Raw genomic sequence first — 25638 nt, 5'->3', positions numbered from 1 at the left:
GCGTCAGGAGATTCCGTGAGCGCCGCACCGACCCTCGACCCGGGGACGCATGAGCCGCCCGACTACATCCAGGTGCAGTCGAGTGCGGAATTCGATGAACTCCGCCGCGCACACCGCTCGTTCGCCTTCCCGCTGACCGTCGCCTTCATCCTCTGGTACCTCGGGTACGTGCTGCTGTCGAGCTACGCCGGCGGCTTCATGGGCACCAAGGTCCTCGGCCATATCAATGTGGCCTTCGTCCTCGGCATCGCCCAGTTCGTCACGACCTTCCTCATCGCCTGGTGGTACTCCCGGCACGCCGCCACCCGGCTCGACCCCAAGGCCGAGGCCATCAAGTCCCGCCTGGAAGGTGACGCATGAGCCCCCTGCACCCTCCCCTCGCGCTCGGCCTCGCGGCCGGCGGCGCGGGCGAGCACCGCACCCTGATCGTCACCCTCTTCGCGGTCTTCGTCGCCGCCACCCTCGGCCTCACCGTCTGGGCGGGCCGGCAGACCAAGGGCGTGGAGGACTTCTACGCCGGCGGCCGCCAGTTCAGCGGATTCCAGAACGGCCTGGCCATCTCCGGCGACTACATGTCCGCCGCCTCCTTCCTCGGCATCGCCGGCGCCATCGCCCTCTTCGGCTACGACGGCTTCCTCTACTCCATCGGCTTCCTCGTCGCCTGGCTCGTCGCGCTCCTCCTGGTCGCCGAACCGCTGCGCAACTCCGGCCGCTTCACCATGGGCGACGTGCTCGCCTACCGGATGCGCCAGCGCCCGGTCCGCACCGCCGCCGGCACCTCCACCATCATCGTCTCGATCTTCTACCTGCTCGCCCAGATGGCCGGTGCGGGCGCCCTGGTCACCCTGCTCCTGGGCATCACCAGCGAGGCGGGCAAGATCCTGGTCGTCGTCCTCGTCGGGATCGTGATGATCCTCTACGTCACCATCGGCGGGATGAAGGGCACCACCTGGGTCCAGATGGTCAAGGCGGTCCTGCTGATCGCCGGCACCCTGCTGATCACCTTCCTGGTGGCGCTCAAGTTCCACTTCAACCTCTCCGACCTGCTGGGCGCCGCCGCCGAGAACAGCGGCAAGGGTGCCGCCTTCCTGGAGCCCGGCCTCAAGTACGGCGCCACCGTCACCTCGAAGATCGACTTCATTTCGCTGGGTCTCGCCCTCGTCCTGGGCACCGCGGGCCTGCCGCACATCCTCATCCGCTTCTACACGGTCCCCACCGCCAAGGCCGCCCGGAAGTCCGTGAACTGGGCGATCGGCATCATCGGCGTCTTCTACCTGATGACCATCGCGCTCGGGTTCGGCGCCGCGGCCCTGATCAAGCCCGGGACGATCACCGCGTCCAACAAGGCGGGCAACACCGCGGCTCCGCTGCTCGCGCAGGAGATCGGCGGTGGCGCGGGCTCCACCGGGGGCGCGATCCTGCTCGCCGTCATCTCCGCGGTCGCCTTCGCGACCATCCTCGCGGTGGTCGCCGGCCTCACCCTCGCCTCGTCCTCGTCCTTCGCGCACGACCTGTACGTCAACGTCCTGCGCAAGGGCAAGGCCACCGAGAAGGAAGAGGTCGGCGCGGCCCGCTGGGCGACCGTCGGTATCGGAGCCGTCGCCATCGTCCTGGGGGTCTTCGCCCGCGGCCTGAACGTCGCCGGCCTGGTGGCACTCGCCTTCGCGGTCGCCGCCTCCGCCAACCTCCCGACCCTCCTGTACAGCCTGTTCTGGAAGCGGTTCACCACCCGGGGCGCCCTGTGGTCCATTTACGGAGGCCTCGTCTCCTCCGTCCTCCTGGTCCTCTTCTCCCCGGTCGTCTCCGGCAAGGAGACCTCGATGTTCCCCGGCGCCGACTTCGCCGTCTTCCCCCTGGAGAACCCTGGCCTGATCTCCATCCCGCTGGGCTTCCTGCTCGGCTGGCTGGGGTCCCTGCTGTCCAAGGAGGAGCCGGACGCCAAGAAGTACGCCGAACTGGAGGTCCGCTCGCTGACCGGCACCGGAGCGCACTGAGGCGGCCCCGCCGGCGGCCCGGCTGAGCCGTCCCTACAGGAGGTGGGCGGGGTGGCATCGTAGATCTCTACGACTCCACCCCGCCCACCTCGTGCTTCTCCCCCCTGCTCACTGTCACACCCATCGCGTAGGCTCGAAGGCGTACTGATCCACCGGAGGAGAGGTACCGAGCCAACACTCTTGGGGAGGGGGCCCAGTGCTCATCGACACTTATGGTCGTGTGGCCACCGACCTGCGCGTTTCACTGACCGACCGGTGCAATCTGCGATGTACGTACTGCATGCCGGAAGAGGGGCTGCAGTGGCTGGCCAAGCCCGACCTGCTCACCGACGACGAAATCGTCCGGCTGATCGGCATCGCCGTACGGGACCTGGGCATCGAAGAGGTCCGCTTCACCGGCGGTGAACCGCTGCTCCGCCCCGGCCTGCCCGGCATCGTCGAGCGCGTCGCCGCCCTCGCCCCGCGCCCCCAGATGTCGCTGACCACCAACGGCATCGGCCTGCAGCGCACCGCCGCCGCACTCCGCGACGCCGGCCTGGACCGCGTCAACGTCTCCCTCGACACCCTGCGGCCGGACGTCTTCCAGGCCCTGACCCGCCGCAAGCGGCACGACGATGTCCTGCGCGGTCTGGAGGCGGCCCGCGCGGCCGGTCTGACCCCGGTCAAGGTCAACACCGTCCTGATGCCGGGGCTCAACGACGACGAGGCCCCCGACCTGCTGGCCTGGGCCATCGCCCATGACTACGAGCTCCGCTTCATCGAGCAGATGCCGCTGGACGCCCAGCACGGCTGGAAGCGCGACGGCATGATCACCGCGGGCGACATCCTCACCTCGCTGCGCACCCGCTTCACCCTCACCCCCGAGGGCCAGGACGAGCGGGGCTCCGCGCCCGCCGAACGCTGGATCGTCGACGGCGGACCGCACCGCGTCGGTGTGATCGCCTCCGTCACCCGCCCGTTCTGCCGGGCCTGCGACCGTACGCGGCTGACCGCCGACGGCCAGATCCGTACCTGCCTGTTCGCCACCGAGGAGACGGATCTGCGTACCGCCCTGCGCTCCGGGGCCCCGGATGACGAGATCGCCCGCATATGGGAGCACGCGATGTGGGGCAAGAAGGCAGGCTCCGGCCTGGACGACCCCTCGTTCCTGCAGCCGGAGCGCCCGATGTCCTCGATCGGCGGCTGAGCCGGTCCGGCGCCGGCGGCCTGCGTCGGCGACCTGTGTCAGTGAACGGCGTCAGTGAACGGCGTCTGAGGCCGGCGTCAGTGACCGGCGGCCGACGACGCCTCCCACTCCTCCAGCCTCACGACATCCTTGAGGAAACCGCGCACGCCGAGGAACTGCGACAGGTGCTCCCGGTGCTCCTCGCAGGCCAGCCAGGTCTTGCGCCGGTCCGGGGTGTGCAGCTTCGGGTTGTTCCAGGCCAGCACCCATACGGCGGCGGCGCGGCAGCCCTTCGCGGAACAGATGACGGTGTCCTCGGCGGGTTCCTGGGAGTTCGGGGAGTTCACGGCCTCAACCCTACGTCCTGCGCGCACAGCCCCGGGCCCGGTCCACCGCACCCCGCGGACCTGCGGACATGACGACGCCGGGCAGCCACGGGGGGAGCCGCCCGGCGTCGGTCCGTCGCTCCGACGGGGGATGCGGAGCGCGTACGCAGTATGTCACGGGGGAGGGTGCCTGGTGCACCGGAACTCCATGATTGATCTGAGCTTTTCTTGAGCTTTGCAGACCGGGTGATGATCAGCTGGGGTCATGTGGTGACGCGGTGGGGCCCGCCGCCGGCCGCTCCGGAACGGATTCCGCCGGAGCGTCGCCGGCCCCCGGTGTCAGCATCGGCCGGGTCGCGCCCGCGACAAAGGTCTTCGGGAGCGAAGGGGCGTTCTCCCGGCCCGCGTTGGCGATCACCACCGCGATATAGGGCAGCGTCAGACCGAGCACCAGCGTCGCGATGGCGACGGGCCGTTCGATGTTCCACAGCACGACGGTGAGCACGACGGCCACCGTCCGCACCGCCATCGAGATCACATACCGCCGCTGCCGTCCGCGCACATCCTCGGACAGGCCCTGCCGCGCCCCGGTGATCCGGAAGGCCTGGTCGCTGCTCTGCTTCCGCATCACGTTCCACCGCCTGCTCAGTCGTGCCGGATTCTCCCCGTTATCCGGTCGGTTTCCACGGTACGCCGCGGCTGCGCCGCCTTCGAGACCGGGTCATGCCCCGTTCCGCGGGGTCTGTCCCCGCGTTCCGGCGGAGCCTGCTCACCGCACCGGTGCGTACGACGGTCCCGGCGTGCGCCGTAGCCGATGCCGGGCGACACTGAGCGGGCGAGTGTCATCTGCACGGTGCCGCAGGAGGAGTCGACATGACGTGGTTGTGGGCCATCATCGTGGGCCTGGTGCTCGGCCTGATCGCGAAGGCCATCATCCCGGGCAAGCAGCAGATCCCGCTCTGGCTGACCGTGATCTTCGGCATGCTGGGCAGCGTCCTCGGCAACTGGGTGGCGACCGGCATCGGGGTCAACGAGACCCGGGGCATCGACTGGATCCGGCACCTGCTGCAACTGGCCGGCGCGGTGGTCGTCGTCGCCGTCGGTGACCGCATCTGGGCCTCCATGCGCGGCCGCAAGAGACATGCCGCCTAGGCGGTGTCTCCCCGAGACGCGGATGACACGGGCGGCCGGCGCGCAGCGATGCGCACCGGCCGCCCGTGTCATCCGCGCTCTCAGCGGCCGTCGAGCTGAGCCAGCTTCCGTCCGGCCTTGAGGTACGCGACCCCGGCCGTGTCCGCCAGCTTCTCGGCCAGCACCTCACCCAGCGGCCGGACCGAATCGGCCTCCGCGAGCGTCACGGTCTGCTGCCCGTCCTCGCCCTCCACGACCAGCCGCAGCGCATTCTGCTTGGCCAGCCGCCGCGCCGCCGAGGCGCTGGGCGTGAACTCCAGGATCTTGGTCAGCACCGTCGCCACCGTCTCCGCGCCGTGCGCGGCGACATCGACGACCGGGAGCGAGTCCACATCGGAGAACGACTTCTTGGAGAACTGCGCGACGAAACCGGCCCGCGCCGCCATCGCCGCCTCCATGCCGTACAGCGCCGCCACGACCTCGCCCGCCAGGACCTTCTTGAGGTCCATCGGGTGCAGCGAGCGGTCCGCGACCCGGCCCAGGGCGAGCGCGATCTCCCCGTCCGTCCACTCCGTCCAGGCCTTCAGGTACGGCTCCATCAGCCGGTCCGGCACCGACATGATCTTGCCGAAGACATCGTCGGCGGGGGCGCTCAGCCCGACGTAATTGCCCTTGGACTTGGACATCTTGGCGCCGGTGCCGTCCGTGCCCTCGATCAGCGGCATGGTCACCACCAGCTGCGGCCGCTGCCCGCGCAGCTCCATCAGCTTGCGGCCCATCTGCAGATTGAGCAGCTGGTCGGAGCCGCCCAGCTCCACATCGCACTCCAGCGCCACCGAGTCCAGGCCCTGCGCGACGGGGTACAGCAGCTCCGTCATGGTCAGGCCGGAGCCGGCCGCCAGCCGGTTGCGGAAGTCCTCGCGCTGCAGCAGCTGGGAGGCCGGCACCTGGGCGAGCAGCATGAGCAGTTCCGGGAAGGTGTACGGCGCCAGCCACTCGCTGTTCTGCCGGAAGCTGACCTTCTCGAAGTCGAAGAAGGGCCGCACCTGTTCGCGGTACGTGGCGAGGTTGTGCGCGATGTCCTCGTCGGTCAGCGGCGGGCGCTCGGCCGTACGGCCCGATGGGTCGCCGATCTTGGCCGTGAAGTCGCCGATGATCAGGGTGACGTCATGCCCCAGCCGCTGGAACCGGCTCAGGACGATCAGCGGCACCGCATGTCCCAGGTGCACATCGGTGGCCGTCGGGTCGATGCCCAACTTGATGTGCAGACCCTTGCCGGCGGCCCGGCGCTCCTCGATCCGCTCGGCCAGCTTCTCCACGCCCGGCAGGACCTCGACCGTACGGGCCGCGATCAGCTCGGCCTGCTCCTTGGCGGGCAGGTCCGTCAGGTCGAGATAGCGCCGCGCGCCCGTCTCCTGGAGCAGCTCCTGGACGGTGGTGTCCGAGGAGAGGTCGGCGGAGAGCAGAGTGCTGGCGCGGGCGACGGATTCGCCGAGGCGTGTCATGGCGTTCCTGATCGATCGTGGTTCCCGAACGGGTGGACAAGCGGACAGTCTATTCGCCCTGGAGGACGCTCCCGCGCCGTCCGCCGTCCGCCGTCCGCCGTCCGCCGTCCGCCGTCCGCGGTCCGCCTGCCGTGCGCCCGTCCGGCGGTCCGCCCGGTCGGCCCGCTGCCACCGGGCAGCCCGCCGGCTGCCCAGAGCCCGCCGGCCCGTCGCCCGCCCGGCCCGCCGCCGTCCGCCCGGCCCGTGCCACCGGCCGGGCGGACGCCCGCGGCCTCACACCCCGCGGCTGACCGAGCTCATATGGAAGTCAGGGACGCGCAGCGCCGGCATCGCGGCCCGGGTGAAGTAGTCGCCCCACTCCCGCGGCAGGGTCCGCTCCGTACGGCCCGCCTCCACGGCCCGGGACAGCAGGTCCACCGGCGACTCGTTGAACCGGAAGTTGTTCACCTCACCGACCACCTCGCCCTGCTCGACCAGGTAGACCCCGTCCCGGGTCAGCCCGGTCAGCAGCAGCGTCGCCGGGTCGACCTCGCGGATGTACCACAGGCAGGTCAGCAGCAGCGTCGGGCCGTCGTGTCCGGCGGCGGCCACCATCTCCTCCAGCGAGCGTGAACCACCGCCCTCCAGGAGGAGGTTGTCGATCCCCGGCGCCACCGGAAGGCCGGTCAGCCCGGCGCTGTGCCGGGTGGTCGGCAGCCGGTTCAGCACCCCCTCGCGCATCCACTCGGTGGCCGTCAGCGGCAGCCCGTTGTCGAAAACGGACGCATCGTCGCCGGAGGAGTGCGCCAGCACGAACGGTGCGCACTCCAGACCGGGCGCCCGCGGGTCGCTGCGCAGCGTCAGCGGCAGCTCGCTCAGCCGCTCGCCCAGCCGGGTACCCGCCCCGGGCCGGCCCGCCGCGTCGCCGTCGGCCGGCCGGGAGAAGACCGTGCGGCCCTCGACGGCGTCCCGGGCCCCGGAGGACCACATCTGGTAGACCAGCAGGTCGCCCACGGCGGTCGGCGGCAGCAGGGTGTCGTACCGCCCGGCGGGCAGCTCGATCCGCCGCCCGGCCCAGCCCAGCCGCCGCTCCAGCTCACCGTCCAGCTCCCGCGGATCGACATCGGTGAAGTCGCGGGTCGCCCGGCCGGCCCAGGCCGAGCGGGGTCCGGCCGCGCCAGTACCTGCGGACTTGGCGTTCAGCTCCAGCGTCCCGGTGGGCTGGTCGTGCCGCAGCCGCAGCCCGGTCGAGGTACCCAGATACGAGGAGACGACCTCGTGGCGGGCGAAGCCGTACAGCTCACGGCCGCCCGCCCGGGCCTGCCGGAAGGACTCACCCAGCGCCGGGGCGAACGCCGCGAACACCTCCGAGGAGGTCTCCGCGGGCGCCTCGGTGAAGTCGGCGGACACCTTCTCGCCGCCGACCAGCGGCTGGGCGTCCTCGGCGGGCCCGGCGTCCCGGGCGGCCGCCTCGGCCGCCCGCACCAGCGGTTCCAGGTCGTCCGCGGTCACCGCGGAGCGGGAGACGACACCGGACGCCGTGCCCTGTCCGCCGTCCACGGTCGCCACGACCGTCAGGGTGCGCCCGCGGGTCACGCCGTTCGTGGTGAGCGCATTGCCCGCCCAGCGCAGATTGCCGCCGGAGCGCTCATCGGCGATGACCACACAGCCGTCGGCCCGGGAGAGCTCCAGAGCCCGCTCGACGATCTCGTGCGGCCTGTTCCTGCGCGGTGTACGGGTGCTCATCGACCGGCCTCCTGGTGGAAAGCGCACTGTGCGGGGCGGAGTGCGGATGTGGTGTCGACCTGGGAGCAGAGCTTATCGAGCGGTCTGCACGGCCATGGAGTGCTCTGCCAAGGGCGGACTGAGCCCGATGGGGGGCCAGGCCACTTCGGCGACCGAGCGGGGCCAGGGCTGAGGGGCCGCCCGAGGGGGCCGCCTGAGGGGGAGACGTCCCAGGGGGCGGGGGCGCAGAGACCTTAGGGTGCCGGGTACCCGCAGTGGCAGACGGGGCGTTCGCTGAACCTCGCCACGGTCGCCCGGGTGGCTCTTTCCAGCCGGCGCGACGCCGGGGCACCAACTGACACACGGCCGGTCCGGCATTCTCGCGGAACTCATCCAGCCCAGGAGCCACTTGCGCACACCGCGTCCGGAATCGTCCTTTTCCGGGGGTCGTCGAGAGTCCGGTGCCGCTTCGCACGCCCGGCCATGCGGGGCACATGCAACGTCAGCGCCCTGCAGATCCGGCCGATCCCGTACGAGGGTCCTCCGGACGGACCCTCCAGCAGGCATCCCATGCCAGTGGTGCATAGCGTCACCAGAGAGCGCAGGACCCCAGGGACCTGCTCGTGCTGCCGGGACTCCCGGGGCTCAGGCCTTTGACGCATCGCAACGGAGAGACGATGGCGGAGCGAAAGCTGTTTGCCCGCAGGGCCATGAGCCGGATGAGCCGCACCTCAGGGGCCTGCGCACTGGCCGCGGGGCTGGCCTTCGTGAGCGGTGCACCTCCCGCCGCGGCGAGTCCGCCAACGGAGCCTCGCTTGTGTGCGACGGAGCCGGCTCCTCCGACCGGGAGCCCGCCCGCGCCGGAGCTGGTCACTTCGGGCAGCGGGGTGTGGAACTTCGTCTCCGAGCCACGACTTCATCCCATGCGGGTCACGGTGACCGCGCAGCGCCCCGGAACGGCACCCGGCAGAATCTTCGTCGCCCCGTACACCATCGGCAGCACCATGATCGGCCAGACCGGGGCACTGATCTCCGACAACTCGGGTGAGCCGTTCTGGTTCCGGCCGTTGCCCTCGACCAGCCTCCAGAACGCCGACTTCAAGGTTCAGACCTACTACGACTCCCGGAAACGCACCGCAGAACCCGTGCTGACCTGGTGGCAGGGGTCCATTGCGATTCCCCCCGCGTACACGAACCTGCCGGGCGGCGCTCCGGAACCGGGCGGGTGTTACTACCTCTACGACAGCCACTACCGCCTGGTCAGGACGGTCTTCGCCCGTCACGGCTTCCATCCGGACGAGCACGAATTCATCCTGACCCGCAGCGGAACCGCGCTGTTCATCGCGTCCAGGCCGGTTCCCATGGACCTCAGTGCCTACGGCGGTCCGAAGGACGGGGCCATCCTGGACAGCGAGGTCCAGGAGGTCGACCTCGCCACGGGGAAACTCGTCTTCTCGTGGGACATTCTGGATCACGTCGATCCGGCCGACTCCGAGGTTGCCGCGTCCGATGCGTCCTCATCCGGAGGGGTGTGGGATGCCTACCACATGAACTCGATCGACGAGGGACCGGACGGCGAGCTGCTGATCTCGGCACGCAACATGTGGGCGGTCTACGACATCTCCAAGAGGTCCGGCCGGATCCGCTGGCAACTCGGCGGGAAGAAGAGCGACTTCACCTTCGGCCGCAACGCGGACTTCTTCTGGCAGCACGACGCCAGGTTCCGGCCCGGAAACCGCATCAGCATGTTCGATGACGGTTGCTGCAACCAGCCGGACGGCACGCCGGAGCAGCAGTCACACGGCCTGATCCTCAACCTTGACTTTCCCCGCCGCAGGGCGACCGTGGAAACGACCTACTATCACGCGCCGCCCTTGTTTTCCGCCTCCCAAGGCAATACCCAGGCTCTTCCCAACGGGAACCAGTTCATCGGGTGGGGCCAGAATTCCTACTACTCGGAGTACGCGTATCCGGGGAACTCCGAGAACAACGGCTTGCAGAGCCTGCTCTACGACGCGAAGATGCCGGGCTCCGATATCTCGTACCGCACCTTCCGTAACCGATGGGTCGGCCGGCCGTACTACCCGCCGAGTGCGGCGGCACGACTCAGGGATGGGCACAGCGTCGTGTATGCCTCGTGGAACGGCTCCACGGAGACCAGAGCGTGGCAACTGCTTGCCGGAACGGAGCCCCATTCCTTGTCGGTGGTCGTCGGACGTGCCTCCCGGACGGGGTTCGAGACGGCGCTCGCGACAGCTAACCGGGGTCCGTACTTCCAGGTCAGGGCACTTGACGCCAAAGGGCGGGTGCTCGCGGCGTCGAGAGTCGTGAGGCTGACCGGATGACGGCGCCTGCGGCGCCGTGAGGGAGGTGTCGGATGGCTGACGCGGTGGAACCACGGGCCGACCCGGGGCGCCGGCCCCACATAGGAATGCAGGCCGGCGAACTCGACGGCAAGTGGTACGCGAAGTACTGGAATCCCGTAATGGCGCCGCTGCCGGAACACGTCAGGGAGGCGCTCGCACTCGGTCCGCAGGCGCCTTTGCTGTGCCTGGACTTCGACGCTGCCGGGACGCTGAGCGACACCGGCTACCACGACCTGGAGAACGGATACAGCCTCTGCGACGACGGTTCCCTGCACATCGCCACGCTGACCGGTATGCCCGGGGTATCCCCGGACATGCTGGACTGGTGGTTCTGGTGGCACGCCACGGAGACCCAGCGGTACAAACTGTGGTACCCGCGAGCCCACGTCTACGCCGCATGGTCAGGAGGCCCCGCGGACCGAAGTGCGCTGTACCGCGAGAGGTACATCGGGGGCACGTCGTTCGTCGATGAATACGTCGGCAGCGCCCTCGGCGAGCTCGCCATCCGCTTCGTCCGGCCCAGCAGGTTCGGGTTCAGCGAAGACAGTCTCGACCCGGACGAGGCGACCGCGGTCTGCGGTGTGGTCGGGCTGTCCCGCGTCCCGCTCGACTGGGGCTATCTGATTCATCACGTACGGCGGGTGAAGGGCGGCAGTGAGATGCGCTCACGCTTCTGGATGGGCGGGAAGTACGTCGCCCCCCGCGGAGCAGCATCCCTGACCGGTGAGCTCGAAACGGCAGCTGACGGCTTGAGGAAATCCGGCGCGGAGCAGGCCCGTGCCATGGTCGTGCATTGCTCCCAGGAGATGAACCACCTCGCCGCGTTTCTTCCGGACCTCTTCGATGAGTTCACCCGCGATGAAGGGCGCGACCAGCCGTAAAGAGCCGTTCTGCAGCGGGCAGCGGGAACCAATTCACGGAAGACCCCAAGAGGGAGAGGGCATGGCGCCTCGTAGCGAAGGCAGGGTGTTGCGGCGAGGTGACGACCGCTACGAGAGCTTGCGTCGTGCAGCCTGCTGGCACGCAGGGGTGCCGGAGCGATACCCCGAAGTGATCGTGCCGGCGAACAACGAGGACGACGTCGTCGGAGCGGTCAAGCTCGCCAGGCAGGAGGGCCTGCAGATCGCGGTGCGCTCCGGCGGCCACAGCTGGTCCGCCTCGCACCTGCGTGACGGCACGGTACTGATCGACCTCTCGCACCTGCGGCACGTGACGGTCGACCGGGAAGCGACGACCGGCACCGCCCAACCCGGCATCAAAGGATCAGAGCTCAGCTCGATGCTGGCAGGTCACAACCTGTTCTTTCCCACGGGGCACTGCTCAGGTGTCTCCCTCGGCGGGTACCTGCTGCAGGGCGGGTTCGCCTGGGCCGGGCGGGACTACGGACCGGCCTGCATGTCGGTCACCGGCATCGACGCGGTCACCGCCGCCGGCGAGCAGGTCCATGCCGACGAGACGGAGAACCCGGACCTGTTCTGGGCGTCCCGCGGAGCCGGTCCAGGCTTCTTCGCCGTCGTCACCAGGTTCTACGTCAAGCTCTATCCGCGCAGGCGGGTCACGATGAACAGCGGCTACTTCTGGCCGGCCTCGGCCGCGTACGACGTCTACCGCTTCGTGCACGAGATCGGCCGCCGGACGCCGGCGGAGATCAATCTCCTGTGCAGCCGCGACCCGATGACCGGCGATGAGCCGCTCATCGCCCTCAACGCGACGGCCTTCACCGACACCGAGGAGGAGGCGAGGGAGCAGCTGTCGGTCTACGAGTCCTGTCCCGCACGCGCTCAAGCGCTGACGACCCGCCTCAACGAGGTGACGGACACCGCAACCTTGAGCCGCTTCGGCACCGACCCGCACTACGACGAGACCAAGCAACATGTGGACCCACGCCTAGTTCGACGACCTGTGGCCCCACTTCGAGGAGATGCTGAAGACCTGGCCACCGGCACCGTCGCACCTGGTGATGTTCAACTGGGCAGGCCGCGAGGGACAGCCCCCACGCCCGCCGATGGCCTACTCCGTGGAGGACGAACTGTATTACGCGCTCTATGCGGCCTGGACCGATCCGGCCGACGACAGCAAGTACACCCGGTGGGTGACCGACCGCATGCGCGCGTGGGAGCCCTACGCCAGTGGCATCCAGCTGGCCGACGAGAACCTGCTCAACCGCCCCTACCGCTTCGTGACCGACGAGAACCTCCGCCGGCTCGACGATCTCCGTGCCACCTGGGATCCGGACGGGATGTTCGTGTCCTGGCTCGGCCGGCCTGCCGGACGCTTCACCGGAGGAGCGGAGGGCACACCCCTCTGACGGTGATCTGTGCAGGTCAGACGGCATTTCGTGGGCGATCCTCCATCCCTGTCCCCACCGGTTCGAACCGGACTCCTCGGGGGGCTGGTGATGACGTGATGCCGACCTGGGAGCAGACCTTGACGAGGGGGCTACGGGCTGGTGGAGGCAGAGACCGGCCGCCCGCTGAGGAGAGACGCGCCCCGGTGGGACCGTAGCTGCGAGATCCCATGGTGCTGTGGGTACCGGTGCGGCAGCCGGAGCCGGCTCGGGGTGGATTACCGGAGGCGCCCATGCGTCTGTGCCCGTACCTTCCTCCCATGGACTTCCACATCACGGCGGAGGAAGAAGGCCTCATCTTCCGCATCGCTGAGCGACTCCGGTCCGGCGACTCCCCGACGGATGACGACCTGGCCGAAGAGCTGGGTGACGAGGTCCGGACACAGCTCCAGTCTCTTCTTGAAAAGGGGTGGATCGTCGTCGACGCAGAAGCCTCCCTGAAGCTCTCCACGATTGGCCAGGTGGCTCTTTCCAGCCGGCGCGACGTCGGGGGTTCCCCGGCATGATGCCGTTCGTCGGCCGCTGAGGGCTCAAGAACGCCCCGACTCCTTCGCAGTGTTCAGGATGTTCACGTTCCGGAACAGCGCCGAGGGGCAGCCGTGGGACACCGCGGCGACCTGTCCGGGCTGGGCCTTTCCGCAGTTGAAAGCCCCTCCGAGGACATAGGTCCGGGGTCCGCCGACCGCGGTCATCGAGCCCCAGAAGTCGGTGGTGGTCGCCTGGTAGGCGACATCACGCAGTTGCCCGGCCAGCCGCCCGTTGCGGATCGCGTAGGCCCGCTGCTGGGTGAACTGGAAGTTGTACCGCTGCATATCGATCGACCAGGACCGGTCGCCGACGACATAGATGCCGCGCTCCACCCCGGAGATCAGCTCCTCGGTGGACGGGCCGTCCGGGGCCGGCTGCAGCGAGACGTTCGCCATCCGCTGGACCGGCACATGGCCGGGGGAGTCCGCGTAGGCGCAGCCGTTGGAGCGGTCGAAGCCCGCCAGTTTCGCGATTCTGCGGTCGAGTTGGTAGCCGACCAGGGTCCCGTCCTTGACCAGGTCCCAGGACTGGGCGGCCACCCCCTCGTCGTCGTAGCCGATGGTCGCGAGGCCGTGTTCGACGGTCCGGTCGCCCGTGACATTCATCAGCGCGGAGCCGTACGCCAGCTTCCCGAGCTGGTCGAAGGTGGCGAACGAGGTGCCCGCGTACGCCGCCTCGTAGCCCAGCGCCCGGTCCAGCTCCGTCGCGTGCCCGATCGACTCGTGGATCGTCAGCCACAGATTGGACGGATCCACCACCAGGTCGTACGTGCCGGCCTCGACGTGCGGCGCGCGCATCTTCTCGGCCAGGTGCTCGGGGATACGGGCCAGCTCACCGTCCCAGTCGTGGTGGTCGCCGGTCAGGTACTCCCAGCCGCGGCCGGCCGGCGGGGCGAGGGTGCGCATCGAGTCGAAGTCGCCGGTCACCGGGTCCACCGCGACGGCGGTCAGTTCGGGGTGCAGACGCACCCGCTGCTGGGTGGTGCCGGTGCCCGCGCTGTCGGCGTAGAACTTGTTCTCCTGGACGGCCAGCAGCGAGGCGTCCGCGTGGGCCACGCCCTCGGCGCCCAGCAGCCGGGCGCTCCACTCGGCCAGCAGCCCGCTCTTCTCGGCGTCCGGTACGTCGAACGGGTTGATCTCGTACGAGGAGACCCAGGTGCGGTCCGGGTGGGCGGGCTCGTCGGCCAGCTCGACCCTCTCGTCGGAGCCGGCCGCCCGGATGACCTTGGCCGACAGCTTGGCCATCGCCACCGCCTGCGAGGCCACCCGCGCTGCCGCGTCCATGGTCAGATCCACCCCGGAGGCGAAGCCCCAGGCCCCGCCGTGCACCACCCGGACCGCGTACCCGAGGTCGGTGGTGTCCGAGGTCCCGGACGTACGGGCGTCCCGCAGCCGCCAGGACGCGCTGCGGATCCGCTCCAGGCGGAAGTCCGCATGGTCGGCGCCCAGCGCGCGAGCGCGGGCCAGCGCCGCGTCGGCCAGCGCGTGCAACGGCAGCGCCAGGAATGTTTCGTCAACGGCATGGGGTGCAGGCAAGGAGTCCTCCCGTGGTCGGCGCCTGCATCATGCCCTGCCGGGCGCCGTTGGCCCAGGGCACGACTGTGTGCGGCGGTGTGCGGCGCCGGGTGTCGGCCAGGGCGTGCGGCAGGTGCCGGGCGCCGGTGCGGGCACGGGAAGTGGCCGCCGGGGGCGCGCCGGGGGCACGCACGGGGGCCGCCGGGGGGCGTGCCGCGGTGGTGGTTCTGTGGAGACCCGACAGTGACCGGCGCCCGTGCCTGTCCGTGCTGGATTCCACCTAAAGGCTCCGTGACCGATAGTTTCGTATCGAACGCAGGCCGGACAGGAAACGGAAAGGGTGATCTCTTGAGCCGCTCGGTTCTGGTCACCGGAGGTAACCGCGGCATTGGCCTCGCCATTGCCCGTGCCTTCGCCGAGGCAGGCGACAAGGTCGCCATCACCTACCGCTCGGGCGAGCCGCCCGCGGGGTTTATGGCCGTGAAGTGCGACATCACGGACAGCGAGCAGGTCGAGCAGGCGTACAAGGAGATCGAGGAGAAGCAGGGTCCGGTCGAGGTGCTGGTGGCCAACGCCGGCGTCACCCGTGACCAGCTGCTGATGCGGATGTCCGAGGAGGACTTCACCTCGGTCCTGGAGACCAACCTCACCGGCACGTTCCGGGTGGTCAAGCGCGCCAACCGGGCGATGCTGCGGGCCCGCAAGGGCCGGGTCGTGCTGATCTCGTCCGTGGTGGGCCTGATGGGCGCCCCGGGCCAGGCGAACTACGCCGCCTCCAAGGCCGGCCTGGTGGGCTTCGCCCGCTCGCTCGCCCGGGAGCTGGGCAGCCGCAACATCACCGTCAACGTCGTCGCCCCCGGCTTCGTCGACACCGACATGACCCGTGTGCTCACCGACGAGCAGCGGGAGGGCATCGTCAAGCAGGTACCGCTCGCGCGGTATGCGCAGCCCGAGGAGATCGCCGCCTCGGTCCGCTTCCTGGCCTCCGACGAGGCCGCGTACATCACCGGAGCCGTCATTCCTGTCGACGGCGGATTGGGCATGGGTCACTGATCAGCATGAGTGGAATCCTCGCAGGCAAGCGGATCCTGGTCACGGGAGTCCTGACCGAGTCGTCGATCGCGTTCCAGGCGGCCAAGGTCGCCCAGAACGAGGGCGCCGAGGTCATCCTCACCGGCTTCGGCCGGCTCTCGCTCGTCGAGCGGATCGCCAAGCGGCTGCCCAAGCCCGCGCCGGTCATCGAGCTGGACGTCACCAACCAGGAGCACCTGGACGGGCTGGCCGACAAGATCCGCGAGCACCAGGGTGAGGGCGCCCGCCTCGACGGCATCGTGCACTCCATCGCCTTCGGCCCGCAGGGCGCCTTCAACTTCCTGGAGGCGGAGTGGTCGGACGTGGGCACCGCGGTGCAGGTCTCGGCGTACTCGTACAAGTCGCTGACCATGGCCTGCCTGCCGCTCATGGAGCACGGCGGCGCGGTCGTCGGCCTCACCTTCGACGCGCAGATCGCCTGGCCGAAGTACGACTGGATGGGCGTGGCCAAGGCGGCACTGGAGAGCACCAACCGCTACCTGGCGCGTGACCTCGGCGCCAAGAACATCCGCTGCAACCTGGTCTCGGCCGGCCCCATCAAGTCGATGGCCGCCAAGTCCATCCCCGGCTTCGAGGAGCTGGCGGACGTGTGGAACCACCGCGCCCCGATCGGCTGGGACCTGGCCGACCCGGAGCCGGCCGGCCGCGGAGTCGTCGGCATGCTGTCCGACTTCTTCCCCCGGACGACGGGCGAGATCGTCCACGTCGACGGTGGTGTGCACATGATGGGTGCCTGACGCGCCGGCGCCTTTGCGCTGCCCGTCCGCGCTGCTCGTCCGTCCTGCCCGTCCCGGTCCGCCGGGGCGGGCAGGACGCGTTTGCGGGCGGGTTGTGTGGCTTTACGGGGCGGGAGTCGGCGGGGCCACGCCGGGGTGCGGTGTGCCGGAGGCGGGGGGTGCGGCGTGTGTGGCGCGTGCGGTGTGTGAGGCGTATGCGGCGTGTGAGGCGTATGCGGTGTGTTGTGGGTCAGCCCCGGTCCGGGAGGCCGGGCCGGCAGCCGAAGGGGTGGGCGCCCGCCTCGGCGGCGGCCCGGTCGCCGTCGCCCGCCCGGATCGCCTCGACCAGCCGGGCATGGTCCATATGCGCCTCGGGCCGCAGCTCCTCGCCCACATCGGCCCGCAGGAAGTCGCGCAGCACGCCCCCGAGGTCCGCGTAGATCTCGGCCAGCACCTCGTTGTGCGAGGCCGCCACGATCGCCATGTGCAAGGTCGCGTCCGCCTCCACGAAGGCCGCCGCCCCGCCGGACTCCCAGGCGCGCTCGCGCCGCTCCAGCAGGGCATCGATCTGCCGCAGGTCCTGTGCGGTACGGCGCTCGGCGGCGAGCCGGGCGGCCGACGCCTCCAGCGCGCTGCGCAGCTCGGCGACGTGCCCGGGCTCGGCCGCCGCGAACCGGCGGTTCATCACCCCGGCCAGTTCACTGGTCGCCACCACGTACGTGCCCGAGCCCTGCCGGATGTCCAGCAGCCCGTTGTGCGCCAGCGCCCGTACGGCCTCGCGGACGGTGTTGCGGGCCACCCCGAGCTGCTCGACGAGCGCCGGCTCGGTCGGGATGCGGGAGCCCACCGGCCACTCGCCGGACGTGATCTGGGCGCGCAGCTGCGCGATCACCTGGTCGGCCAGCGCGGACCGGCGGGGCGAAGTCAGAGGCATGGCTGCACTCCGGGGTGACGGGGACGGCGGAAGGGGGCGGTGCGGCGCCCGGCGGAGCCCGGTGGTCGCCGGTGCCGGCCGCGACAGCAGAGGCTATCGATATCGACTGGACAGGCATTCATCCCATGATTCTATGATGGTGTCCATGGCAGACGACGACCTCGCGACCCTCGGCCCCGCCGCCGAGCCCCGCACGACCCCCGCCGACCGGCCCGCCCACGGCACCGGACGCCCGCAGCCGGGCCTCGGCGGAGCCACTACGGAGAGCCGCCTCCCGGCGACCGGGCCGGCCGGCCACCGGCTGCGGTGGATCCTGATCGCCGGTCTCGTCCTCGCCGCGCTCAACCTCCGCCCGGCCATCACCAGCCTCGGCGCGCTGCTGGAGGAGGTCCGTGACGGCCTCGGCATGAGCGGCACCGTCGCCGGCCTGCTGACCTCCGTACCCGCGCTGTGCTTCGCCGCCTTCGGCCTCGCCGCACCCCGCCTGGCCAGGCGCTTCGGGCCCGGGGCGATCGTTTGCGCCGGTATGGTCGCGATCACCGTGGGCGTTGCCGTGCGCCCGTATGCCGGCGGCACCGGCGGCTTCCTCGCCGCCAGCGGGCTCGCCCTGGCCGGCATCGCGGTCAGCAACGTCCTGATGCCGGTGGTCATCAAGAACTGGTTCGCCGACCGGGTCGGCCCGATGACCGGGCTCTACTCCATGGCGCTGGCCCTGGGCACCTCGCTCGCCGCGGCGCTCACCGTGCCCATGACCGATGCGCTCGGCGGCAGTTGGCGGACCGGCCTGGCGGTGTGGGCGGCGCTCGCCGCGCTCGCCGTGCTGCCCTGGCTCCTGGTGGCACGGCAGCGCAGGGCCGCCGCCGGGCCGGCCGCGGACGGCGCGGCACCCACCGCGGAAACCACCGTACGGATCACCTCCTCACCGACGGCCTGGGCACTGGCCGTCTTCTTCGGCCTGCAGGCCACCGCCGCGTACATCACGATGGGCTGGATACCGCAGATCTTCCGCGACGCCGGGGTCTCGGCGGGCACCGCGGGAGTGCTGCTGGCGGTCACCATGGCGATGGGCGTCCCGCTCTCCTTCGTCCTGCCGCGGCTGGCGGCCCGGATGCGGCATCAGGGTCCGCTCGCGGTGCTGCTCGGCCTGTGCGGCCTGGCCGGTTACGCCGGACTGTGGCTGGCACCGGCCGCCGGAGCCTGGGCCTGGGCGGTGCTGATGGGCATCTCCAACTGCGCCTTCCCGCTGGCCCTGACGATGATCGGGATGCGTTCGACCAGCTCCGCCGGGGTCGTCAAGCTCTCGGCCTTCACCCAGAGCGTCGGCTATCTGATCTCCGTTCCCGGGCCGCTGCTGGTCGGCACGCTCTACCAGCACAGCGGCGGCTGGGGGCTGCCGATCGCCCTGATGGCAGGGCTGATGGTGCCGCAGATCGCGGTGGGCGTGCTGGCCGGGCGGGACCGCCGGATCGAGGACGAGACCTGAGTGCGACACTGGGCGCATGCCAGTGCTCGAACCGAATCCGCAGGGCAGCCAGAAGAAGCTGCTCCTCGTGCTGGGCGTCATGCTCGGCGTGACCGTCCTCGTCGCGATCATTGCGAGCGCCGCGGCGCCGTAGGGGCATCCCCTAGGTGTCCCGGCCAGGCGGCCGTCCCGGCCAAGGGGCCGCCCCGGCTGAGGTCGGCCGGGCTGAGGTCGGCCGGGCTGAGGTCGGCCGGGCCGAGGCCGCCCCGGGTGGGGGTGCCCCCCGTTCCCCTAGGGGGCCGACGCCAGGGTCGAGTGGGGGGCTTCCCGGATAGGAACGGCCGCCGGGAATCCGTAGCTTCGAAGAGCACCGCACACAGCGGTGGGTGCGCCGTGGTCCGCGGTCGCGCCGCCCTTCGATGCGCCACGGAGGCGATGCGCATGTCCGCTGCGTCCAGCCGGCCGGCCGCCGCCGAGGCCCGCCGTCCCCGCCTGCGGATGCGCCTGCCGTGGTGGGCACTGGCCCTGCCGGTGATCTCCTTCGCGGCCCTGCTGATACTCGTCGCCGCTCCCGCCGAGGCGAGGGCCGCGAGCACCCCGCAGGGCCTGGTTGCGCTGCTGGAACTCCTCGCCCGGATCGTGCGCGGCGGTGCCTGACGCCGGCCCGCCGCCCGCGCCTCATCCCGCAGGGGGAGCACTTCAACACCCCGCGCCCCGTGCCGCCTTTCGTGCGAAGCTGGGACGCATGAGCGCCGATACACCCCGCCGGATTGTCCTCCTCCGACACGCCAAGGCCGAATGGTCGGAGACCAGCGATCATGAGCGTCCGCTCGCCGAGCGCGGCCGCAAGGATGCCCCGGTCGCCGGCCGCTGGCTGGCCGGAGCCGGGATCACCCCCGATCTGACCCTGTGCTCGACGTCAGCGCGTACCCGCGAGACCTGGAAGCTCGCCGTCCACGAGCTCCCGCAGCGACCCAAGACCGTCTATGAGGAGCGGATCTACGAAGCCTCCCTGGGCGAGCTCATCGCGCTGCTGAACGAGACCTCCGACGACGTCACCGACCTGATGCTGGTCGGGCACAACCCCGGCGTGCACGCCCTCGCCGACGCGCTCTCCGGCGACGCCGAGGGCGATCTGCTGCCCCGGATGAACCGCAGCGGCTTCCCCACGGCCTCGCTCGCGGTGCTCTCCTTCAACGGCTCCTGGAAGTCCGTCGAGCACGGCGTCGGACGCCTGGTCGCCTACTGGACGCCCCACGGATAACGCGGACAACGTGGATAACGCCGAGAACCCCGCGCGCACGCGGTGCGGGGAAGCATGACGCACGCGAGAGGGCCCCGGCACACAGGTGCCGGGGCCCTCTTCTCTCCGTCGTCGTCCTTCGCCGGGCGGGGCTCCGTATCCGCGGCCGCTTCGGTCGGAGCCGTTTCCGCGCCGGCCGGGCCGCGGCCGTGCCGACCGGGCCGTTCCGGGCCGCTCCGAGCAGTTCGGCGCCGACCGGTCCGGGTCGGCCCGGACCGCTCAGCCGACCAGGGTGTCCGCCGCCTCGACCTCTTCGCGGGTGATCCCCAGCAGATACAGCACGGTGTCCAGGAACGGCACGTTCACCGCGGTGTGCGCCGCCTCCCGCACCACCGGCTTGGCGTTGAAGGCGACACCGAGCCCGGCCGTGTTGAGCATGTCGAGGTCGTTGGCGCCGTCCCCGATCGCCACGGTCTGCGCGAGCGGCACCCCGGCCTGCTGCGCGAACTCCCGCAGCAGCCGCGCCTTGCCGGCCCGGTCCACGATGTCGCCGGTGACCCGGCCGGTGAGCTTCCCGTCGACGATCTCCAGGGTGTTGGCCGAGGCGAAGTCCAGCCCCAGCTCCTCCTGGAGTGCGTCGGTGACCTGCGTGAAACCGCCCGATACGACGCCGACTTGATAGCCGAGCCGCTTGAGGGTCCGTACCAGGGTGCGGGCCCCGGGGGTGAGCCGTACCTCCTTGCGCACGGCCTCGACCACGGAGGCGTCGAGCCCGCCGAGCAGCTCGACCCGGGCGTGCAGCGACTGCTCGAAGTCCAGCTCACCGCGCATCGCGGCGGCGGTGACCTCGGCGACCTCGGCCTCACAGCCGGCGTGCGCCGCGAACAGCTCGATGACCTCGTCCTGGATGAGCGTCGAGTCGACGTCCATGACCACCAGCCGCTGCGCCCTGCGCTGCAGCCCGGCCGCCACCACCGCGACATCCACGCCGAGCCGTGCGGCCTCGGGGGCCAGCACGCTGCGCAGCGCCTCGGTCGCCGCGCCGGATACCGCGAACTCGACGGCGGTCACCGGGTACTTGGCCAGCCGGAAGATGCGGTCGATGTTGCCGCCGGTGCCCGTTATGGCGGCGGCGATCGCGGCGGCGGTCTCCGCGGTGAGCGGATGTCCCAGCACCGTGACGTGCGAACGCCCGGTGCCGCGCGGCCGGTTGTCGCCGCGGCCGGAGATGATCTCCGCCTGGAGGTTCAGCGACTCGGCCCAGCTGTGCACGGTGGCCCGGAGGTCGCCTTCGGAGGTGCCGGAGGAGCCCTCGGCGGGGGAGGGGGCGGTGACCAGCGCGCACAGTGTGATGCGCCCCCGGGTCACCATCTGTTCGATGTCCACGACATCGACGGAGTAGGCAGCGAGGGTGTCGAAGAGACCTGCGGTGATGCCGGGCCGGTCCTTCCCGAAGATCTTCACGAGAAGGGTCGGTACGTCATCGCCCGGTACGGCGGTGGCAGGCGGGGTCTGCGATGCGCTCATGGTGCCCTTACGGTAACCGCCGGGCGGTCGCGTCCGTACGGGTGTCCGGGGTTCGGACCGGCGCGGCCCGGTGCCGCCGCGCCCGCACCCCTGTGCCTCCGGCCCCGGCGGTCCGTCGATCGTTACCGAGTCGTGTCCGGCGCGCCGCGCGCCGTCCGACCAGGGAGTCCGTCCCGGCGCGCCAACCCGTCTGCCGGGGCGGCGGATTCGGCGCGCCGACGGTGCGCAGACGCGGCGGACCGGGCGGCCGGTCGGGTACGTATCCGCTTTCTCCCATAATGCGGCCTCCGCCGTGCACCTGCATGGCGTCCACGGCGGGCCGTACCGCTCCCGACGGAGCCCTTTCCGTCCGGAACACCCGTTATCCGATGATCTCCGGGTATCCATGGGTGCTTCCCGCCCTCCGGGAGGCTTTGGCGGGCACCGGCGCGCGCACTTGCACCCCGGCCCCGTCCCGGTTACCGGTCCGGGCGCCGAGCCTGAAATAGTTCCTCACGATGTTCACCATCCCTGGACTTCCCATACAGGGCGTCACTCGGGGGACTATGTATTGGGGCGTGGAGTGCCTGAACTCGTACTCGAATTGAACGGAAGGACCTGGACGCTCGACCCGTCCCGGTCCTACAACGTGGGCCGTGATCCGCAGGGCGACATGGTGCTCGACGACGCCAGGGTCTCCTGGCGGCACGCCACCGTGCGCTGGGCCGGCCACAGCTGGCTCATCGAAGACCAAGGCAGCACCAACGGCACGTATGTCCAGGGCCGGCGGATCCACCAGATGGAGATCGGCCCCGGCGCGACCGTGCACCTGGGCAACGCCACCGACGGCCCCCGGGTGACCCTGTCCGCCGGGGCGCAGGCCGCCGACGCCTTCGGCGCGCAGCCCGCCATGACGCCGCAGCAGCAGCCCGCGCAGGGATGGCAGGCGCCCCCCGCGCACCAGGCGCCGCCCGCGCACCAGCCGCCCGCCCAGCAGGGCTGGCAGGCGCCGCCGCAGGACCAGCAGCAGCCGCCGTACATCCCGCCGCAGCAGGCCCAGCAGCCCTCGCAGGCTCAGCCGCAGCAGGACCAGCAGCCTTCGCAGGCCGTGCCCCCGCAGCACGCCCCGCAGTCCCCGCAGGCCGGCACCCCGGCCCACGGCGACCGCAGCCCGACCACGTTCCACCGCCTCGACTCGGGGCGGGTGATGCGCATCGGCCGTGCGCTGGAGAACGAGCTGGTCGTCTCCGACCTCCAGGTCTCCCGCCACCACGCCGAGTTCCGCGCCACCCCCGACGGCCGGTTCGAGATCCACGACCTCGGCAGCCACAACGGCACCTACATCAACGGCCAGCCGGTCCCCAAGTCCGGCAAGGCGCCGGTCGGCCCGAACGACATCATCGGCGTCGGCCACTCCACCTTCCGGCTGGTCGGCGACCGCCTCGAGGAGTTCGTCGACACCGGTGAGGTCTCCTTCTCGGCCCGCCACCTCACGGTCACCGTCGACGGCGGCAAGCAGATCCTGAAGGACGTCTCCTTCGGCGTCCCGGAGAAGTCCCTGGTCGCGGTCATCGGCCCGTCAGGATCCGGCAAGTCGACGCTGCTCAAGGCGCTGACCGGCTACCGCCCCGCCAACCAGGGCGATGTCCTCTACGACAACCGGAACCTCTACAAGCAGTTCGCCGAACTGCGCCAGCGCATCGGTCTGGTCCCGCAGGACGACATCCTGCACAAGGAGCTGACCGTCGAGAAGGCCCTCAGGTACGCGGCCAAGCTCCGCTTCCCCGGTGACACCGCGGACGCCGAGCGCAAGGCCCGGATCGACGAGGTGCTGCACGAGCTCAAGCTCCACGTCCACAAGGACAAGAAGGTCACCTCGCTCTCCGGCGGCCAGCGCAAGCGGGTGTCGGTGGCCCTGGAGCTGCTGACCAAGCCGTCACTGATCTTCCTGGACGAGCCGACCTCGGGTCTCGACCCGGGCATGGACCGCGATGTCATGCAGCTGCTGCGCGGCCTCGCCGACGACGGCCGTACGGTCCTGGTCGTCACCCACTCGGTGGCCGAACTCGCGCTGTGCGACAAGCTGCTGGTGATGGCGCCGGGCGGCGGCGTGGCCTACTTCGGCCCGCCCGAGGAAGCGCTCAATTTCTTCCAGTACGACACCTGGGCGGATGTCTTCTCGGCGTTCGAGAACTACCGCGACTACGACTGGATGGGGCGCTGGCGCGGCTCCCCGCACTACCAGCTGTACGCCGCGGACATCGATGCCGTCGCCCCGCAGTCGGTCAATGTCCAGGTGCCGCCGGCCCGGATACACAAGTCCCAGAGCTGGGGCTCGCAGCTGTGGACGCTGATGCGCCGCTATGTCTCGGTGCTCGCCTCCGACCGGGGTTTCCTGGGGCTGATGGTGATCCTGCCCGCGGTGCTCGGCGTGGTCTCGTTGCTGATCCCCAGCGACTACGGCCTCGGCTACGGGCCGATGGCCAGGGGCCGCACCAACCGCGATGCGAGCACCATCATGCTGATCCTCGCGGTCGGCATGTGCTTCTCGGGCGCCGCCAACTCGGTGCGCGAACTCATCAAGGAACGGGTGATCTACGAGCGCGAACGGGCCACCGGCCTGTCGCGGTCGGCGTATCTGATGTCCAAGGTGATCGTGCTCGGCGTGGTCACGGCCATCCAGGGCGTGATCATCGCGGCGATCGGCTTCTCGACCCGGAACCTGCCCTCCGAGGGCCTGATCCTGGCGAAGGCCCCGCAGATCGAGCTGGCGCTGGCGATCATCGCGCTCGGCTTCACCTCGATGATGTTCGGCCTGATCATCTCCTCGCTGGTGAAGACCGCCGAGAAGACCATGCCGCTGCTGGTCATGTTCGCCATCGTCCAGGTGGTGTTCACCGGCGTGCTCTTCCAGCTCTTCGACACCCCGGGCGTCGCACAGTTCGCCTGGCTGATGCCGTCGCGCTGGGCCGTCGCGGCGATGGGCGCCACCGCCGATATGAACACCCTGCTGCCCTGGGAGCCGGGCAACCCGGACCCGCTGTGGAAGCACCAGACCGGCGTCTACGTGATGGACATGATCATCCTGATCAGCCTGGGCGTCGGGCTCGCCTTCGCCGTCGCACGGCTGCTGCGCCGCCACGAGCCCGAGGTCATGCGCAAGTAGCGCCGCACCGCGCACCGCACCGCACGCCCGAGGGGCGGCACCCGGAACCGGGTGCCGCCCCTCGGCGGTGTGCGCGACTGCGGACTGCCTGAACCGGCGGCTCAGTACGCCCTGAACCGGTGGCTCAGTACGCCGAGTTGACGTTGTCCATCGAGCCGTACTTGGCGGCCGCGTAGTTGCAGGCGGCGGTGATGTTGGCGACCGGGTCGTAGAGGTTCCAGGAGGTTCCTTCGACGTGGTACGTCTTGAAGGTCGGCGCGATGACCTGCAGCAGGCCCTTCGACGGGGTGCCGTTGATGGCGTTGATGTCCCAGTTGTTGATGGCCATCGGGTTACCGCTGGACTCGCGCATGATGTTGCGGTGGATGCCCTCGTACGAGCCGGGGATGCCCTTCTTGGCCATGATGGCCAGGGACTCGCGGATCCAGCCGTCCAGGTTGTCCGGGTAGGTCTTGGCGGCCGGCTTGGCGGCGGTCTTCGCGGGCACCGGCTTCACGGCCGGCTTTGCGGCGGCGGGTATCGCGGTGCGCACGGCGGACCGGTTCGCGGCGGCCTTCGTGGCGCGCGCCTTCTCGGCCTGGACCTTCGCCTTGGCGGCCTTGACGGCCGCGGCCTTCTTGGCGGCGGCCTCGGCCTTGCCCTTGGCGGCGGAGCTGTCGGCCTGCTTGGCGATCGTGGCCTGCTGGGCCTGGGCGGCGGTACCGACCGCGCTGAAGGCGACCGGCTTCACGTCGACAGTGGTGGCCTGCGCCGTGCCCTGATCGGTGTCGGTACCCGGAACGGTGGTGAAGACCAGAGCTGCGGCACCGGCTGCGGCGACACCGGCGACGGAGAGCTTCTGCGTCCGGGTCAGGCGGCGGAGACCAGAAGAGGCGTGCTGAGGCATGGCGGGACAGACCTTCCGATGGGGGGACGCCGCACGGGCCCGGAATGGTGGCG

At 70.5% G+C, this 25638-nt stretch carries 23 protein-coding genes and 1 pseudogene; 16 read left to right on the top strand and 8 right to left on the bottom strand.

From position 1 onward, the window contains the following. Window positions 1-15 precede the first annotated feature (15 nt). The 3 genes from ABR737_RS12270 (at window position 16) to moaA (ending at window position 3180) form a co-directional block, all read left to right on the top strand. Window positions 16-360, top strand: coding sequence for a DUF485 domain-containing protein (locus ABR737_RS12270; protein ID WP_350250213.1), 345 nt, complete (start codon window positions 16-18; stop codon window positions 358-360). Continuing rightward, window positions 357-1994, top strand: coding sequence for a monocarboxylic acid transporter (locus tag ABR737_RS12265; RefSeq protein ID WP_350250212.1), 1638 nt, complete (start codon window positions 357-359; stop codon window positions 1992-1994). Before ABR737_RS12270 ends, ABR737_RS12265 begins: the two co-directional genes overlap by 4 nt. A 196-nt stretch (window positions 1995-2190) precedes the next feature. Beyond that, window positions 2191-3180 carry a GTP 3',8-cyclase MoaA gene (gene moaA / locus ABR737_RS12260; protein ID WP_350250211.1) on the top strand — a complete coding sequence of 330 codons (990 nt, stop codon included), beginning with the start codon at window positions 2191-2193 and terminating at the stop codon, window positions 3178-3180. A 77-nt stretch (window positions 3181-3257) separates the two neighbouring features. Here moaA and ABR737_RS12255 read toward each other — a convergent pair whose 3' ends face one another. Continuing rightward, a complete protein-coding gene (locus ABR737_RS12255; protein ID WP_350250210.1) occupies window positions 3258-3506 on the bottom strand; it encodes a hypothetical protein in 249 nt (82 codons plus the stop codon). Window positions 3507-3738: 232 nt separating this feature from the next. Further along, window positions 3739-4113 (bottom strand): DUF3099 domain-containing protein, encoded by a 375-nt coding sequence (locus tag ABR737_RS12250; RefSeq protein ID WP_350250209.1) that lies wholly within the window; start codon window positions 4111-4113, stop codon window positions 3739-3741. Window positions 4114-4358: 245 nt separating this feature from the next. Between ABR737_RS12250 and ABR737_RS12245 the strand changes: the two genes are divergently transcribed. After that, window positions 4359-4637 (top strand): GlsB/YeaQ/YmgE family stress response membrane protein, encoded by a 279-nt coding sequence (locus tag ABR737_RS12245; RefSeq protein WP_350250208.1) that lies wholly within the window; start codon window positions 4359-4361, stop codon window positions 4635-4637. An 80-nt stretch (window positions 4638-4717) separates the two neighbouring features. On the opposite strand, the gene tyrS is transcribed toward ABR737_RS12245, so the two are convergent. Further along, on the bottom strand, window positions 4718-6121 hold the full coding sequence (tyrS, locus tag ABR737_RS12240) for a tyrosine--tRNA ligase (RefSeq protein WP_350250207.1): 1404 nt from the start codon (window positions 6119-6121) through the stop codon (window positions 4718-4720). A gap of 273 nt (window positions 6122-6394) precedes the next feature. Further along, complete coding sequence (locus ABR737_RS12235; protein WP_350250206.1) at window positions 6395-7846, bottom strand: metallopeptidase TldD-related protein; 1452 nt, start codon at window positions 7844-7846, stop codon at window positions 6395-6397. 902 nt (window positions 7847-8748) lie between these two features. On the opposite strand from ABR737_RS12235, the gene ABR737_RS12230 reads away from it, so the two are divergent. From ABR737_RS12230 to ABR737_RS12210, 5 genes and pseudogenes are all read left to right on the top strand, one after another. Beyond that, entirely contained in the window at window positions 8749-10170 is a 1422-nt protein-coding gene (locus tag ABR737_RS12230) for an arylsulfotransferase family protein (protein ID WP_350250205.1), read from the top strand. Between the two features lie 32 nt (window positions 10171-10202). Continuing rightward, window positions 10203-11072, top strand: coding sequence for a DAPG hydrolase family protein (locus tag ABR737_RS12225; protein WP_350250204.1), 870 nt, complete (start codon window positions 10203-10205; stop codon window positions 11070-11072). Continuing rightward, a pseudogene (locus tag ABR737_RS12220) lies at window positions 11035-11628 on the top strand (FAD-binding oxidoreductase); the annotation flags it as partial. The gene ABR737_RS12225 and the pseudogene ABR737_RS12220, both read left to right, overlap by 38 nt. A 484-nt stretch (window positions 11629-12112) precedes the next feature. Next, a complete protein-coding gene (locus ABR737_RS12215) occupies window positions 12113-12499 on the top strand; it encodes a hypothetical protein (protein WP_350257158.1) in 387 nt (128 codons plus the stop codon). A 299-nt stretch (window positions 12500-12798) separates the two neighbouring features. Further along, a complete protein-coding gene (locus tag ABR737_RS12210; protein ID WP_350250203.1) occupies window positions 12799-13044 on the top strand; it encodes a hypothetical protein in 246 nt (81 codons plus the stop codon). A 24-nt stretch (window positions 13045-13068) separates the two neighbouring features. On the opposite strand, the gene ABR737_RS12205 is transcribed toward ABR737_RS12210, so the two are convergent. Continuing rightward, a complete protein-coding gene (locus ABR737_RS12205) occupies window positions 13069-14601 on the bottom strand; it encodes a TldD/PmbA family protein (protein WP_350250202.1) in 1533 nt (510 codons plus the stop codon). Window positions 14602-14928: 327 nt separating this feature from the next. On the opposite strand from ABR737_RS12205, the gene fabG reads away from it, so the two are divergent. After that, window positions 14929-15633, top strand: coding sequence for a 3-oxoacyl-[acyl-carrier-protein] reductase (fabG, locus tag ABR737_RS12200; RefSeq protein WP_350250201.1), 705 nt, complete (start codon window positions 14929-14931; stop codon window positions 15631-15633). Window positions 15634-15638: 5 nt separating this feature from the next. Next, the gene (gene fabI / locus ABR737_RS12195; protein WP_189102722.1) at window positions 15639-16409 is read left to right on the top strand and encodes an enoyl-ACP reductase FabI; all 771 of its coding nucleotides are present in this window, start codon (window positions 15639-15641) and stop codon (window positions 16407-16409) included. 229 nt (window positions 16410-16638) lie between these two features. On the opposite strand, the gene ABR737_RS12190 is transcribed toward fabI, so the two are convergent. Further along, window positions 16639-17322, bottom strand: a complete 684-nt coding sequence (locus tag ABR737_RS12190; protein ID WP_350250200.1) for a FadR/GntR family transcriptional regulator — start codon at window positions 17320-17322, stop codon at window positions 16639-16641. A 145-nt stretch (window positions 17323-17467) separates the two neighbouring features. On the opposite strand from ABR737_RS12190, the gene ABR737_RS12185 reads away from it, so the two are divergent. From ABR737_RS12185 to ABR737_RS12170, 4 genes are all read left to right on the top strand, one after another. Next, on the top strand, window positions 17468-18805 hold the full coding sequence (locus ABR737_RS12185; RefSeq protein WP_350250199.1) for a CynX/NimT family MFS transporter: 1338 nt from the start codon (window positions 17468-17470) through the stop codon (window positions 18803-18805). A 16-nt stretch (window positions 18806-18821) separates the two neighbouring features. Next, entirely contained in the window at window positions 18822-18938 is a 117-nt protein-coding gene (locus tag ABR737_RS12180; protein WP_350250198.1) for an SGM_5486 family transporter-associated protein, read from the top strand. A 287-nt stretch (window positions 18939-19225) separates the two neighbouring features. After that, entirely contained in the window at window positions 19226-19441 is a 216-nt protein-coding gene (locus ABR737_RS12175; protein WP_350250197.1) for a hypothetical protein, read from the top strand. Between the two features lie 88 nt (window positions 19442-19529). Beyond that, entirely contained in the window at window positions 19530-20048 is a 519-nt protein-coding gene (locus ABR737_RS12170) for a SixA phosphatase family protein (protein WP_336054676.1), read from the top strand. 258 nt (window positions 20049-20306) lie between these two features. On the opposite strand, the gene serB is transcribed toward ABR737_RS12170, so the two are convergent. After that, complete coding sequence (gene serB / locus ABR737_RS12165; RefSeq protein WP_350250196.1) at window positions 20307-21554, bottom strand: phosphoserine phosphatase SerB; 1248 nt, start codon at window positions 21552-21554, stop codon at window positions 20307-20309. Between the two features lie 562 nt (window positions 21555-22116). Here serB and ABR737_RS12160 point away from each other — a divergent pair. Then, window positions 22117-24699 carry an ABC transporter ATP-binding protein/permease gene (locus ABR737_RS12160; RefSeq protein ID WP_350250195.1) on the top strand — a complete coding sequence of 861 codons (2583 nt, stop codon included), beginning with the start codon at window positions 22117-22119 and terminating at the stop codon, window positions 24697-24699. 124 nt (window positions 24700-24823) lie between these two features. Here the strand turns inward: ABR737_RS12160 and ABR737_RS12155 are convergent, their stop codons facing one another. Continuing rightward, a complete protein-coding gene (locus tag ABR737_RS12155; RefSeq protein ID WP_350250194.1) occupies window positions 24824-25585 on the bottom strand; it encodes a transglycosylase SLT domain-containing protein in 762 nt (253 codons plus the stop codon). Window positions 25586-25638 lie beyond the last annotated feature (53 nt).

Origin of the sequence: Streptomyces sp. Edi2 (assembly GCF_040253635.1) — a bacterium.
In the GTDB taxonomy this organism is placed as follows: Bacteria; Actinomycetota; Actinomycetes; order Streptomycetales; family Streptomycetaceae; genus Streptomyces.
Note: the sequence above shows the minus strand (reverse complement) of the source record. Positions and strands in the feature narration are given on the sequence as shown.